Genomic DNA, 13,152 nt, shown 5'->3' with positions numbered 1-13,152 from the left:
TGACCTACAGTAATTATCGAGGCGGGGAGGCATGAGCCTCCCCGAATCGTTTGTGGAAACTACATGAATATTCTGATCGTTGGGCCCAGTTGGGTCGGTGACATGGTGATGGCGCAGACACTGTTCCAGTGCCTGAAACAGCGTCATCCCGACTGCCAAATCGACGTGCTCGCCCCCGAGTGGAGCCGGCCGATCCTGGAGCGCATGCCCGAAGTACGGCAGGCCTTGAGCTTCCCGCTCGGCCATGGCGCGCTGGAACTGGCGACCCGGCGGCGGATCGGCAAGTCCCTGGCCGGCCAGTACGACCAGGCGATCCTGCTGCCCAACTCGATGAAGTCGGCCCTGGTGCCGTTCTTCGCCGGCATCCCCAAGCGTACCGGCTGGCGCGGCGAGTTCCGTTATGGCCTGCTCAACGACGTGCGCAAGCTCGACAAGGCCCGCTACCCGCTGATGATCGAGCGCTTCATGGCCCTGGCCTATGCGGCCAATGCCGAGCTGCCGACACCGTATCCACGGCCGAGCCTGCAAATCGACCCGGTCACCCGCGATGCAGCCCTGGCCAAGTTCGGCCTGAGCCTCGACCGCCCGGTGCTGGCACTGTGCCCAGGCGCCGAGTTTGGCGAGTCCAAGCGCTGGCCGTCGGAGCATTATGCGAAGGTTGCCGAGCTGAAAATCCGCGAAGGCTGGCAAGTCTGGCTGTTTGGCTCGAAAAACGATCATTCGGTGGGCGAGGACATCCGCCAGCGCCTGATCCCCGGCCTGCGCGAAGAAGCGGTCAACCTCAGTGGCGATACGTCCCTGGCCGAGGCGATCGACCTGCTGTCCTGTGCCGACTCGGTGGTGTCCAACGACTCTGGCCTGATGCACGTGGCCGCCGCGCTGAATCGCCCGCTGGTGGCGGTGTACGGTTCCACCTCGCCAGGCTTCACGCCGCCGTTGGCCGACAAGGTCGAGGTGGTGCGCCTGGGCCTGGAGTGCAGCCCGTGCTTTGACCGCACCTGCCGTTTCGGCCACTACAACTGCCTGCGCCAGTTGCTGCCCGACTCGGTAGCCCAAGCCTTGCAGCGCTTGCAGGGCAACGTGGTCGAGGTTCACTGAGTTGCGGGTACTGGTAATCAAGACCTCATCCCTGGGCGATGTGATCCACGCCTTGCCGGCATTGACCGACGCGGCCCGGGCGATCCCGGGGATCCGTTTCGACTGGGTGGTGGAAGAAGGCTTCGCCGAAATCCCCACCTGGCATCCGGCGGTGGACAAGGTGATCCCAGTGGCGATTCGCCGCTGGCGCAAGAACCTCTGGCAGACCTTCAAGAGCGGCGAATGGCGCCGCTTCAAGAAGCAGATCCAATCGACCAAGTACGACCTGGTGATCGACGCCCAGGGCCTGCTGAAAAGCGCCTGGCTGACCCGCTATGTGCGGGCGCCGGTGGCGGGCTTTGACAAAAATTCAGCCCGCGAACCCATCGCCGCGCGCTTCTATTCCCGGCGCCTGGCGGTTGCGCGTGGGCAGCATGCAGTGGAGCGCCTGCGCCAGTTGTTCGCCGTAGCCCTGGGCTATGACCTGCCCAAAGGCTTGGGGGATTACGGCCTGAGCACCGAAAAACTGCTGGGCCTGCCGCCGAAGAAGCCCTTTGTGCTGCTGCTGCACGGCACCACCTGGGACACCAAGCACTGGCCCGAAGCCTATTGGCGTGACCTGGCCGAACGCATGGGCAGCCTGGGGGTGGACGTGAAGTTGCCATGGGGCAATGCCGCCGAAAAAGCCCGCGCCGAGCGCCTGGCCCAAGGCCTGGCCAACGCCGAGGTGCTGCCCAAGCTGAACCTGGCCGGTGTGGCGCGGGTACTGGCCGGCGCCAGGGCCTGTGTGGCGGTGGATACCGGCCTCGGGCACCTGGCCGCCGCGCTGGATGTGCCGACAATTTCCCTGTTCGGCCCGACCAATCCGGGCCTGACCGGTGCATACGGCAAGGCGCAGATCCATCTGGGCAGCGATTTCCCCTGCGCGCCCTGCCTGCAAAAGAAATGCACCTACCAACCGACCGCTGAAGACCAGCGCCGGTTTGATCTCAAGCGCGAGTGGCCGTTGTGCTTCACTCGCCTGAACCCTGAGCGTGTGGCCAGCCGACTGAGCACGTTGTTATTGGCTGAGGAGCTGCACTGATGCAACTGGCATTTGTACTGTACAAATATTTCCCCTTTGGTGGCTTGCAGCGCGATTTCATGCGCATCGCCCTGGAGTGCCAGCAGCGCGGCCACCAGATCCGTGTCTACACCCTGATCTGGGAAGGCGACGTGCCCCAAGGTTTTGAAGTGCTGGTGGCGCCGGTCAAGGCGTTCTTCAACCATCGGCGCAACGAGAAGTTGACCGCCTGGATGCAGGCCGACCTGGCCAAGCGCCCGGTGGACCGCTTGATCGGCTTCAACAAAATGCCTGGCCTGGATGTGTACTACGCGGCAGACGGCTGTTTTGAAGACAAGGCGCAGAACCTGCGGCACTCGCTGTATCGCAGCTTCGGCCGCTACCGGCACTTTGCCGAGTACGAGCGGGCGGTGTTTGCCAAGGACGCCAAGACCCAAGTGCTGATGATCTCCGAGGTCCAGCAGCCGCTGTTTATCAAGCACTACGACACGCCGCTGGCGCGCTTCCACCTGCTGCCGCCGGGTATCGCCCAGGACCGTCGGGCGCCGCCGAATGCGGACGAGATCCGCGCAGGCTTTCGCGCCGAATTCAACCTTGCGCACGATGACTTGCTGCTGGTGCAGATCGGCTCGGGTTTCAAGACCAAGGGCGTGGATCGCAGCCTCAAGGCACTGGCCGCACTGCCGCCAGACCTGAAAAAGCGCACCCGTCTGTTTGTAATTGGCCAGGACGACCCCAAAGTATTCCAATTGCAGAGTGCTACCCTTGGCCTGGGCGACAATGTGCAGTTCCTCAAGGGGCGCAGCGATATCCCGCGTTTTTTGCTGGGCGCCGACCTGTTGATTCACCCGGCGTACAACGAAAACACCGGGACCGTGCTGCTCGAAGCCCTGGTGGCCGGGTTGCCGGTATTGGTCACGGCGGTGTGTGGTTATGCCCATTACATCAGCGAGGCCGATTGCGGGCGTGTGCTTGACGAGCCTTTCGAGCAGGCCCAGCTCAACCAGTACCTGGCCGGGATGCTCAGTGATCAGCAGCAACGTGCGGCCTGGAGCCGCAATGGTCTGGCCTTCGCCGAGACGGCCGACCTCTATAGCATGCCGCAGCACGCTGCGGATGTAATTCTGGCGGAGCAACACTGATGAAGTTGATTCTTGCCGAACCGTTCAAGAGCCTTTGGGCCGGGCGCGATGCGTTCGCCGAAGTCGAGCTGTTGGAGGGTGAGGTTTACCGTGAACTGGAAGCCCGTCGCACCTTGCGCACCGAGGTGGATGGACGCGGCTACTTTGTGAAAATCCACCGTGGCATCGGCTGGGGTGAAATCTTCAAGAACCTGTTCACCGCCAAATTGCCGGTGCTGGGCGCCGGGCAGGAGTGGCAGGCGATCCAGCGCCTGCACGAAGTGGGCGTCCCGACCATGACCGCCGTGGCCTACGGCGAACGTGGCGCCAACCCGGCCGACCAGCATTCCTTTATTGTCACCCAAGAGCTGGCGCCGACCATCAGCCTGGAAGACTTGAGCATGGACTGGCTCAAGCAGCCGCCCGAGCCGCGTCTCAAGCGCGCGCTGATTGCCGAAGTGGCGCGCATGACCGGGATGATGCATCGCGCCGGCGTCAACCATCGTGACTGCTACATCTGCCACTTCCTGCTGCACACCGACAAGCCGGTGACGGCCGATGACTTCAAGCTGTCGGTGATCGACCTGCACCGCGCCCAGGTGCGGCCGCGCATCAGTCAGCGCTGGCGCAACAAGGACCTGGCGGCCCTGTATTTTTCGATCCTGGATATCGGCCTGACCCGCCGCGACAAATTGCGCTTCCTCAAGGGCTACTTCCAGCAGCCCCTGCGCCAGATCCTGGCCGAGGAAGGCGCGTTGCTGCAGTGGCTGGAGCGCAAGGCCAGCAAACTCTATGACCGTAAAATCCGCTACGGAGGCGCGCTCTGATGGCGGGTTGGAACCTGGAACCTGCTTACTCGGAGCTTGTGGACGATTTTGGTAGCCTCGACGCGGTGTTCGCCCTGCAAGGCGAGCGGCTGACCCGAGACCCACTGTCCGAAGTGATTCGCGTGGAGCGCGGTGGGGTCAACTACTACGTCAAGCGCTACACCGGCGCCGGCAAAGGCTTGCGGCGTTACCTGGGCAAGCCACGGGTCAAGTCCGAATGGCAGAACCTCAAGCGCTTCGCCAAGTGGGGCATCCCCACGGCCGAAGTCGTGGCCTGGGGCCTGGAGCGCAAGGGCCTGGCCTATGACCGTGGGGCGATGATCACCCGCGAGTTGCCGCGCACTGAAGACCTGGCGGCCCTGGCCGAACGCAAGGACCCGCAATTGTCCGACCCGGCGTGGGTCGACAAGGTCAGCCGCCAGCTCGCCGAATACACCCGGACCATGCACGACCACCGGTTTACCCACAACGATTTGAAGTGGCGCAACCTGTTGATCGACGACCAGCAAACCCTGTACCTGATCGACTGCCCCAACGGCGACTTTTGGCGCGGCTTCTGGCTCAAATACCGGATCACCAAGGACTTGGCGTGCCTGGACAAGGTCGCCAAATACCACTTGTCGGCCACCCAGCGCCTACGCTTCTACATGCAATATCGTCGGCGCAAGCACCTGAACACATCGGATAAACAGCGGATCCGCCATGTGCTGAAGTTTTTCGAGGGACGCGAATGAACGACTTCCTGGCAACTGAAGACCGGGCCTTGCTGGAGCGCAATGGCCTGGCTGACTTCGATGCCCTGTGGGCCAGGCAACTGGATGCAGTGGACGAGCCCAACACCAGTCGCGGCGGCTGGAGCAGTGTGTTCCGCCTGGAGCTGGAGGGCCGTGGCTTCTACCTCAAGCGCCAGAGCAACTACCTGACGCGCACCCTGCATCGGCCGTTTGGCGAGCCAACCTTTGCCCGCGAGTTTCGCAATATCAGCCGCTATCGGCAGAAGGCGATCCCAGCCTTGCAGGCCGCCTTTTATGGCGAGCGCAAAGTTGCCGGCGAATACCGCGCCTTGCTGCTGACCCGCGCGCTGGATGGCTGGAATGACCTGGATTCACTCCTGGAGCAGTGGCCGGCCCTGAGCGAAGCCCAGCACCACGCAATCCTCGTGGCCTGCGGCCAATTGGCGCGCAAGCTCCATGGTGTCGGCCAGGTGCATGGCTGTTTTTACCCCAAGCACATCTTCCTGCAGGCCACCGGCGACGGTTACGCGGCGCAGTTGATCGACCTGGAAAAAACCCGGCCGCTGTTGCTGGGCCGGCGTGATCGGGTCAAGGATCTGGAGCCGCTGCTGCGCCGTGCCGGGGCATGGACCGCAGAGCAGGTGCGGCAATTTCTGGCGGCTTACCTCGACCAGCCGGTCGACAGTTCGCTGGTGGATACCTGGGCAACTTACCTGGCGGGGCGCCGCAGTCACAAGGAGGCCCGCTGATGCGGCTGTCTGAACTCAAAAACGCCGGGCGCACCCCCGCGCTGCCGTTGAGTATTGAGTTGGCGGATGCAGCGGGCCCTGGGCAGTTGCAGCTGCTGAGCCTGTTGCGGGTGTTGCCCGGCCAGCGTTATGTGGGCGCGGCCATCTGGCGCGGCCGGCCGGTGCTGGCCAAGTTGCTGGTGGGTAGCAACGCCGCGCGACATTTCCAGCGCGAACTCCAGGGCGTGCGCCTGCTCGCCGAGCAAGGCCTCACTACCCCGCTGTTGCTCGCCGACGGCCTGCAAGACGGTGAGGGTGGCTGGCTGCTGTTCGAGTTTCTGGAAGGGGCCCAAAGCCTGGCCGACGCCTGGGCAGCAGTCGAAGCCTTGCCGCTCTTGGCCGATGAGCAACAGGCAGTACTGGCCCAAGCGCTGGGTGCGATTGCCCAGATGCACGCCAAGGGTTTGTGGCAGGAAGATCTGCACCTGGACAACCTGATGCGTCAGGCTGACAAGCTGTATTTGATCGACGGGGGGGGCATCTGCGTCGAGCAGGCGGGTAAACCCCTGTCACGCAACCGGGTGCTGGAAAACCTCGGGGTGTTTTTTGCCCAGTTACCGAGCGACCTCGAACCGTTTACCGAAGAATTACTGGTGCACTACCTGTTAAGCAACGGCGAGCACGCGTTGCCTCTGGAAGCCTTGCAAAAACAGGTGCGCAAAGTGCGCGCATGGCGCCTGAAAGACTTCATGGGCAAGATCGGCCGTGAGTGCACCTTGTTCAGCGTAGTGCGCGGGGCCTTTGGGCTGCGGGCGATCCGGCGTGAAGAAGAAGCCACCCTGCTGCCAGTACTGGCACAGGTCGATGGGCTGATCGACCAGGGCCAGATGTACAAGGCCGGCGCCTCGGCCACGGTGGCCAGGGTGGATGTCGCGGGGCGGCCGCTGGTGATCAAACGCTACAACATCAAGGGTTTTACACACTGGCTCAGGCGCTTCTGGAGGCCCAGCCGCGCCTGGCACGCCTGGAGCGAAGGCAACCGCCTGACATTCCTGGGGATTGCCACGCCCAAGCCCCTGGCGCTTCTGGAACGACGCTTTTTCTGGCTGCGCGGCCGGGCTTATCTGGTCACCGAGCACCTGTCCGGGCCCGACCTGATCGAGCACCTGGCCCCTTACGTGGACAGCGGCGAGGTGCCCGAGCCTGAACTGCTGGCCCTGGAGCGCCTGTTTGGCGAACTGATTCGCGAGCGGATCAGCCATGGCGACTTCAAGGGGCGCAACCTGTTCTGGCAGGGAGGGCGTTGGGTGCTGATTGATCTGGATTCGATGTGTCAGCATGGCTCGCTGAGCAGCTTCGCGCCGGCGTTTGCCAAGGACCGTGCGCGGTTTATGCGCAACTGGCCGGCTGATAGTGCTTTGTATCGCGTGATTGATCAGCGCTTGCCCAAGGTGAGCGCGTTAGCTAGGTGATCCGCGTGAGGCCGTCATAAGTCGTAGCGATTTTTTCAGGTCTGGGAAGTCACAGTGTTTTCGAAGGCAAGGGGCATTACTTAATATTTTGATTAAGTAGTGCTCTGGACATTGTTCGTTGGGGTTAATAGGTTGTATCGACGCTTGATAAAAATATCTTATATAGATGTTTGTTGAGTGATCGAAATGTTAATTCCGGGAGTGTGCAAATGACTTCGATAACAGGTTTTCAACCGTTTTCTTTTTACAGTGATCTGGCCGGTAAAAATAAGCCGATAGATCCGGTGAATCCAACAAGTCCGATAGATAAAGTGCAGTCGGGTGTCCGCAATCCAAAGGACACAACCGCTGGTGATGACGCCGAATTTTTTAACGCCGATACCCAGGAATGGCAGCCAACCGCCTCTAATGGCAAAGGTGATGGCGGTTATGTGAACTTTGGTGATCCCTATCGAGAGCCCATAGATCATGAACTGGTTTACGGGGCTAATGGAGAGTGGCAATTAAAGGCTGATGGGTGATTGCTCAAAAGTTGAGTAGGTGTTTGCGTTTATAGTTCTTTATGATTTTGGTGGGTGCTTTTCCAAAGTGTGGCGGCTGGGTTATAGGAAGTGTCTGTTATTAATGTGGGAGCCAAATGGGCAATGTTATTTGCCCATTGGTTTTTATCACTCAAAAACTGTACTGGGCTCCTGCGCCCGCATACCACGACCTGCCGGGCGCGGCTTCGTAATAACGATCGTTGCCATCGCCAACAATCACCGAACCGACGTACTGGCGATCCAGCAGGTTGTCCAGGCGCAGGGTCTGGTGAAAGGTCCAGTGTTCGACCTTCTGCTCAAAGCGTGCACGCCAGTTGAAAACGCTGTAACCCGGAGCAGCATGCTTCTGGTTGGTGTCTTCGACATAGATCTTGCTGCGGTACATACCTTCGACGGCGGTACTCACCCAGTCCCTTGGTTTCCAGTTCAGTTCGGCAAAGAGCGTGGTCTGTGGGACGCCGGGTAGGTAGTTGCCCTTGTCCACGGTTTTGCCGCTATTGCTGAAGTTGCTGTCGTAGGTGGCTTGCAGGCGGGTGTAGGCGAGGTTGGCGCTCCACTGTTCGCTCAGTTGGCTTTCGATGCCCAGCTCAAAGCCACGGCGTAGGGTGCGGCCGGCGTTTTGGTAGCTGGTGCGTCCATCCTTCGATGCATTGACCACCAACTCATCTTCCGTAGCTATTTGGAATACGGCAGCGTTGACCCGCGTGCTGTTGTTCACCTGCGCCTTCAAGCCCACTTCATATTGAGTGCTTTCTGACGGCTTCAGGCCGAAGTTGAAACCTTCGATGTCACCAGGGGCGTAAGCCAGCTCTGCCTGGGTCGGCGTTTCGAAGCCCTTGCCGGCGCTGACGTAGCCGTGCAGGTCTGGGGTGAAGGCGTACATCACGCTCATCGAGGGCGTGTTCTTCTGGTAGGTCTTATTGCCGCTGGCATCGCCGTTGCTCAGGAACTGGTCATCCACGTCCATTTCCATCGTGCTGTGGCGCAGCCCGGCTTGCAGGGTCCAGCGCTCGATGGCCCAGTTGGCTTGGATGTACGGGTCGAGGCTGCGGGCGGTGTCGATTTCATTGCGGCGTAATTCGCCTTTCACGCCGAAGGTGATGCCGTTGTAGTTCTTGTAGCCGTGACGGCTGTCTTCGCTCTGGTCGAAGTCCAGGCCGGTGATGATCATCAATTCGCCCGGCACGCTGTCGATGGGCTGCATCCAGCGCACGCCACCGCCGTAGAACTTGCGGTCGAATTGCACCACGCCGCCGCCGCCAAGCTCATTTGTGGGTGTGCCCTTGGGAATCGACAAATACTGAATCACACTCCGCCGCCCGGTATAGGCATTCACCTGCAACGTCGCATCGCCAATGTACCGCTCGTAATTCATCCCCAGTTGCTGATGATCAATGCTCTTGCGCGTGTTGTACGCCAGGGCATTGCTGTTTACCGAGCGCGGGTCGGCCTTGTAGCCTGCCCAGGTTTGCCCCAGCGGATCTTGGGTGCCGTTTTGCTCCAGGCTGCTATAGATCAGGGCCAGCTTGCTGTCGTCATCGGGTTCGAGGTTGAGCTTGGCGAATGTCTGGTCACGGCGGGCGCTGCTGTGGTCGCGGTAGCCGTCGGTGTCCATGCGCGAGGCATCGAGGACAAACCCGGCGCCCTGCACCGCGCCTTCGGCGCTGAGGTGGTTCTTGTTCAGGCCGTCGCTGCCAAACAGGGTTTCGGCGCCGATACGGGGCGGGCCTTCGCCATTGCGCGAAAACATCTGGATCACCCCGCCGGCGTTGCTGCCATACAGGGTGGCGGCCGGGCCGCGCAGTACTTCGATGCGGTCCGCTGTGTCGAGGTTGAAGGTGGCGGCCTGGCCCTGGCCATCCGGGGTGCTGGCGGGGATGCCATCGGCAATCAGCTTGATCCCGCGCACGCCAAACGCCGAGCGCGCGCCAAAGCCGCGGGAGGAAATCTGCAGGTCCTGGGCGTAGTTCTGGCGGTTCTGCACCACCAGCCCCGGCACGCGGGACAGGGCCTCCGAGGCATTGATACCCAACTGGCCGTCGCTGATCTGCTCACGGCTGATGCTGTCCACCGAGTAGGGCAGGTCGAAGCTGCGACTGGCGCTGCGCGAACCTGTCACCACGCTGGGGTCGAGGATCAGCAGGGCATCTTCGGCCAGGGCAGTTTGCTGCAGGCCCGGCAGGCTCTGGAGCAACATCGCAAAACACGTGGGAGCAACAACTTTCATGAGCAAACCAACTTCCATGACGCGCAGCGCGGGCGCGGAAAAAGGGCGCGAGTTTAACGATTCTGCGCGGCGTTTTTTGAAGAATATTCCCGCAAAATGCCGGCATATTCGTCTTACACAGTCTTGGGTTAGGCTGTGCGCCCCATACCAAAGAGGGTTACCCGTGAATCCTACAAACATTCTGCTGCTCGCCGCCATTGTCCTTTCGACCACGGCCTGCGGCACCCTGAATACGGTGTTTCGCGAAGACGCGGTGGCCAGCCAGAAGCTCAAGGACCTGCGCAGCCACTGCGAGAGCGTGCCCCGTATCTACAGCGGGGTGGTGTATGACTTCTGCTCCCTCAATGGCGAACCCAACAGCAAAAAAAGCCTGGAAGACCAGCAGATCGCCTCGGTGCCGTGGATAGCCATTGATTTCGTGCTATCGGGCGTTCTCGATACTTTGGTACTGCCCTACACCGTCTACCGGCAAAATCGAGACGGCAGTATCGAGATTTTCCGATGATGCCTCTTGTTTCTCCGTGCCATTTGCGGCTAGAGGCGTTTTGCCGCTTTTAAGCTATAATCCCGCCCTTTAGCTTTTCTCGCCGAGGCGAGGGGCTCACATTTTTTCAGGCGCCAGCGCCTGCATGCAGACTAAAAGAGGCTAGACCCCAGTGGCATTGACGATTCTTGGCCTGTCCGGCGCCCTTAGCCATGATCCTTCCGCAGCGTTGTATATCGACGGCAAGCTGATCGCGGCCGCCGAAGAAGAGCGCTTCGTACGCGATAAACATGCAAAGAACCGCATGCCCTACGAGTCGGCGAAGTTCTGCCTGGAACAGGCTGGCATCAAACCCTCCGACGTTGATGTGGTGGCGATCCCGTTTGCCCCGATCAGCTTGTTCGGCGAGGCTCGCTGGCACTATGCCAAGCGTTACTGGTATGCCCCGGACCGCGCCCTTGACGCGATCCTGATGGGCAACCGGCGCTACAAGCGCTACCGCAACAAGATTGTCTGGTGCCTGGAACAACTGGGCTTCGATCCGAAGAAGATCAAGATCGAGCCGGTTGAACACCACCTGGCCCACGCTTCCAGCGCCTATCACTGCTCGGGTTTCCAGGAGAAGACCGCGATCCTCGGGATCGACGGCAAGGGCGAGTACGCCACCACCTTCTTCGGCTACGGCGAAAACGGCAAGATCCACAAGATCAAGGAATTCTACGATCCGGACTCCCTGGGCGGCCTGTACGGCGCGATCACCGAGTTCCTCGGCTTTGAAATGCTCGACGGCGAGTTCAAGGTCATGGGCATGGCACCCTATGGCGATGCCAGCAAGTACGATTTCTCGCGCCTGGCTTCCTTTGAAAATGGCGAGCTGGTGATCAACACCGACTACGCCAACGTCATCGGCCTGCGCCGCTATAAAGAGAAGGGCAAGGGCTTCTACTTCTCGCCAAAACTGATTGAGTGGCTGGGTCCCAAGCGTGAAGGCGACATCGCCGACGAGCCGTACATCCACTACGCAGCCAGCATGCAGGCGCTGTTCGAGAAACTGGCCTTGCAGATGATTGACCATTACCTGGGCGATATCCTCAAGGAAACCGGCAAGCTGGCCTTCGCCGGCGGCTGCGCGCTGAACGTCAAGTTGAACCAGAAGATCATTGCCCGCGACGACGTCAAGGAGCTGTTCGTGCAGCCGGCGTCCGGCGATGCCGGCACTGCCGTGGGCGCGGCGGCCTATGTGTCCCATGCCCGTGGGGTACCGGTAGAGAAGATGGAACACGTCTATCTCGGCCCGTCCTACAGCAATGAAGAAGTGATTGCCGCGTGCGCCAAGCACCCGAGCAAGCCGAAGTGGCGCCAGATCGACGACATGCCCAAGCGCATCGCCCAGATCATGGTCGACGGCAACCCGGTGGCCTGGTTCCAGGGCCGCATGGAGTTCGGCCCGCGCGCCCTGGGCGGGCGTTCGATCATTGGTTGCCCGAGCGCCGTGGGCGTGGCTGATCGGATCAACCACCAGATCAAGTTCCGCGAGCGCTGGAGGCCTTTCTGCCCGTCGATGCTCGACACCGTGGCCCCGCAGATGATCAAGGTCGATCACCCGGCCCCGTTCATGACCTTCACCTTTGAAGTGGCCGAAGAGTGGAAAACCCGCGTGCCGGAAGTGGTCCATGAAGATGGCACCTCCCGCGCCCAGGTGCTCAAGCGCGAGTACAACCCGCGCTACTACGACATGATGAAAGAGCTGGAAGTGCTGACCGGCAACGGTGTGTCCCTGAACACCTCGCTCAACCGCCGCGGCGAAGCGATGATCTGCTCGCCGACCGACGCCCTGAACATGTTCTTCGGCTCCGACCTGCAGTACCTGATCATGGAAGACATCCTGGTCGTCAAAGACGGTGTGGAAGGGCAAGCCGTTGACTGAAGCACTGATTGGCGTCGTCATCCCGGCCTACAACTACGCGCGCACCCTGGGGCGCGCGGTTGAGTCGGTGCTGGCGCAACTCGACGAAGCCGATGCGCAGCTGTTGGTGATTGATGACGGCTCTACCGATGAGACGCCGCAGGTGCTGGAAGCTCTGCTGGCCAAGCACCCCGGGCGTTTCCAGGCCCTGCGCAAGCCCAATGGCGGCCTGGCCTCGGTGCGCAATCGCGGGATTGAGGAGTCTGCGGGCCAGTACCTGATGTTCCTCGACGCCGATGATGAAATGGCCCCAGGCGCCCTGGCCCTGGTTGCGCAGCATATTGCTGCTCACCCGGATAGCCGCCTGATCATCGGTGGCCACTGGTCGGTATTTGAAGATGGCAAGCGCCGCCTGCATGCCGTCAAGCCGCTGCCTGCCACCCCATACCAGCGGGTGCGCGGGTACTTGCTGGACAAGACCATCGCGATCTCCAATGGCGCTTGCGCCATGCACCGCGACATCTTCGCGGTGGGCAACTACCCGGAGCGCATGCGTAATGCCGAGGATATCCCGGTGTTTGCCCAGGCCCTGGCGCGCGTGCCTTGCACGGTCATCGACCAGCCACTGGCGCTGATCTACAAGCATGCGGACAGCTTGCGACATGACATCAACCACAGTGTCGCCGCTGGCGTGAGCCTGGTAGACGAGGTGTTTTCGCCGGTGCGTATGCCAGCAGAGTTGCAAGGCCTGCGCAGTGCGTTTCTCGCGCAGCGCTGCCTGTCGTTGTTTCGCAATTGCTTCAGTGCTGGGGAATACACGCTCGCCAGGCAGTTTTACTGCCAGGCGGTACGTACCGACTGGCGCGCCCTGACGCGCTGGTCGTACACACGCAAGGCGCTTCAGCTGATGTTCAAGTAAGCGCTTTATAGCCTGTTACGCTACGCCGGGAATTACCTATGCAGCGCCAGAG

12 protein-coding genes are annotated in these 13,152 nt (G+C 61.2%); 11 read left to right on the top strand and 1 reads right to left on the bottom strand.

Features of this window, described 5'->3' with window-relative positions; translation table 11 throughout:
* Positions 1-63 precede the first annotated feature (63 nt).
* From waaF to HBO19_RS19405, 8 genes are all read left to right on the top strand, one after another.
* Positions 64-1,098: a lipopolysaccharide heptosyltransferase II gene (gene waaF / locus HBO19_RS19440; RefSeq protein WP_169952302.1), complete on the top strand. Its 1,035-nt coding sequence runs from the start codon at positions 64-66 to the stop codon at positions 1,096-1,098.
* Position 1,099: 1 nt separating this feature from the next.
* On the top strand, positions 1,100-2,161 hold the full coding sequence (gene waaC / locus HBO19_RS19435; RefSeq protein ID WP_170058107.1) for a lipopolysaccharide heptosyltransferase I: 1,062 nt from the start codon (positions 1,100-1,102) through the stop codon (positions 2,159-2,161).
* Positions 2,161-3,282 (top strand): glycosyltransferase family 4 protein, encoded by a 1,122-nt coding sequence (locus tag HBO19_RS19430; protein ID WP_170058106.1) that lies wholly within the window; start codon positions 2,161-2,163, stop codon positions 3,280-3,282. The genes waaC and HBO19_RS19430 overlap by 1 nt, the downstream gene beginning before the upstream one ends.
* Positions 3,282-4,088 carry a lipopolysaccharide core heptose(I) kinase RfaP gene (rfaP, locus tag HBO19_RS19425; RefSeq protein ID WP_169952297.1) on the top strand — a complete coding sequence of 269 codons (807 nt, stop codon included), beginning with the start codon at positions 3,282-3,284 and terminating at the stop codon, positions 4,086-4,088. Before HBO19_RS19430 ends, rfaP begins: the two co-directional genes overlap by 1 nt.
* Positions 4,088-4,822, top strand: coding sequence for a lipopolysaccharide kinase InaA family protein (locus HBO19_RS19420; RefSeq protein WP_170042419.1), 735 nt, complete (start codon positions 4,088-4,090; stop codon positions 4,820-4,822). Before rfaP ends, HBO19_RS19420 begins: the two co-directional genes overlap by 1 nt.
* Positions 4,819-5,571, top strand: a complete 753-nt coding sequence (locus tag HBO19_RS19415; RefSeq protein ID WP_169952293.1) for a lipopolysaccharide kinase InaA family protein — start codon at positions 4,819-4,821, stop codon at positions 5,569-5,571. The genes HBO19_RS19420 and HBO19_RS19415 overlap by 4 nt, the downstream gene beginning before the upstream one ends.
* A complete protein-coding gene (locus tag HBO19_RS19410; RefSeq protein ID WP_170042421.1) occupies positions 5,571-7,022 on the top strand; it encodes a lipopolysaccharide kinase InaA family protein in 1,452 nt (483 codons plus the stop codon). The genes HBO19_RS19415 and HBO19_RS19410 overlap by 1 nt, the downstream gene beginning before the upstream one ends.
* A gap of 209 nt (positions 7,023-7,231) precedes the next feature.
* A complete protein-coding gene (locus tag HBO19_RS19405; RefSeq protein WP_170058105.1) occupies positions 7,232-7,543 on the top strand; it encodes a hypothetical protein in 312 nt (103 codons plus the stop codon).
* A 151-nt stretch (positions 7,544-7,694) separates the two neighbouring features.
* On the opposite strand, the gene HBO19_RS19400 is transcribed toward HBO19_RS19405, so the two are convergent.
* A complete protein-coding gene (locus HBO19_RS19400) occupies positions 7,695-9,791 on the bottom strand; it encodes a TonB-dependent receptor (protein WP_170058104.1) in 2,097 nt (698 codons plus the stop codon).
* A gap of 163 nt (positions 9,792-9,954) precedes the next feature.
* Here HBO19_RS19400 and HBO19_RS19395 point away from each other — a divergent pair, with 163 nt between their 5' ends.
* The 3 genes from HBO19_RS19395 to HBO19_RS19385 all read left to right on the top strand — a co-directional run bounded on the left by HBO19_RS19395 (position 9,955) and on the right by HBO19_RS19385 (position 13,100).
* A complete protein-coding gene (locus tag HBO19_RS19395; RefSeq protein WP_346266505.1) occupies positions 9,955-10,296 on the top strand; it encodes a YceK/YidQ family lipoprotein in 342 nt (113 codons plus the stop codon).
* A 151-nt stretch (positions 10,297-10,447) separates the two neighbouring features.
* Positions 10,448-12,202 (top strand): carbamoyltransferase, encoded by a 1,755-nt coding sequence (locus tag HBO19_RS19390; protein ID WP_169952285.1) that lies wholly within the window; start codon positions 10,448-10,450, stop codon positions 12,200-12,202.
* On the top strand, positions 12,195-13,100 hold the full coding sequence (locus HBO19_RS19385; RefSeq protein WP_169952283.1) for a glycosyltransferase family A protein: 906 nt from the start codon (positions 12,195-12,197) through the stop codon (positions 13,098-13,100). Before HBO19_RS19390 ends, HBO19_RS19385 begins: the two co-directional genes overlap by 8 nt.
* Positions 13,101-13,152: the final 52 nt, after the last annotated feature.

It is taken from the genome of Pseudomonas sp. WS 5021 (assembly GCF_012985535.1).
Classification (GTDB): Bacteria; Pseudomonadota; Gammaproteobacteria; order Pseudomonadales; family Pseudomonadaceae; genus Aquipseudomonas.
The sequence above is the reverse complement of the archived record's forward strand: the minus strand, read 5'-3'. Positions and strand labels throughout refer to the sequence as shown.

Coding starts and splice junctions, on each gene's coding strand:
- waaF (WP_169952302.1), top strand. CDS start 64: ATGAATATTCTGATCGTTGGGCCCAGTTGGGTCGGTGACATGGTGATG.
- HBO19_RS19430 (WP_170058106.1), top strand. CDS start 2,161: ATGCAACTGGCATTTGTACTGTACAAATATTTCCCCTTTGGTGGCTTG.
- rfaP (WP_169952297.1), top strand. CDS start 3,282: ATGAAGTTGATTCTTGCCGAACCGTTCAAGAGCCTTTGGGCCGGGCGC.
- HBO19_RS19420 (WP_170042419.1), top strand. CDS start 4,088: ATGGCGGGTTGGAACCTGGAACCTGCTTACTCGGAGCTTGTGGACGAT.
- HBO19_RS19415 (WP_169952293.1), top strand. CDS start 4,819: ATGAACGACTTCCTGGCAACTGAAGACCGGGCCTTGCTGGAGCGCAAT.
- HBO19_RS19410 (WP_170042421.1), top strand. CDS start 5,571: ATGCGGCTGTCTGAACTCAAAAACGCCGGGCGCACCCCCGCGCTGCCG.
- HBO19_RS19405 (WP_170058105.1), top strand. CDS start 7,232: ATGACTTCGATAACAGGTTTTCAACCGTTTTCTTTTTACAGTGATCTG.
- HBO19_RS19400 (WP_170058104.1), bottom strand. CDS start 9,791: ATGAAAGTTGTTGCTCCCACGTGTTTTGCGATGTTGCTCCAGAGCCTG.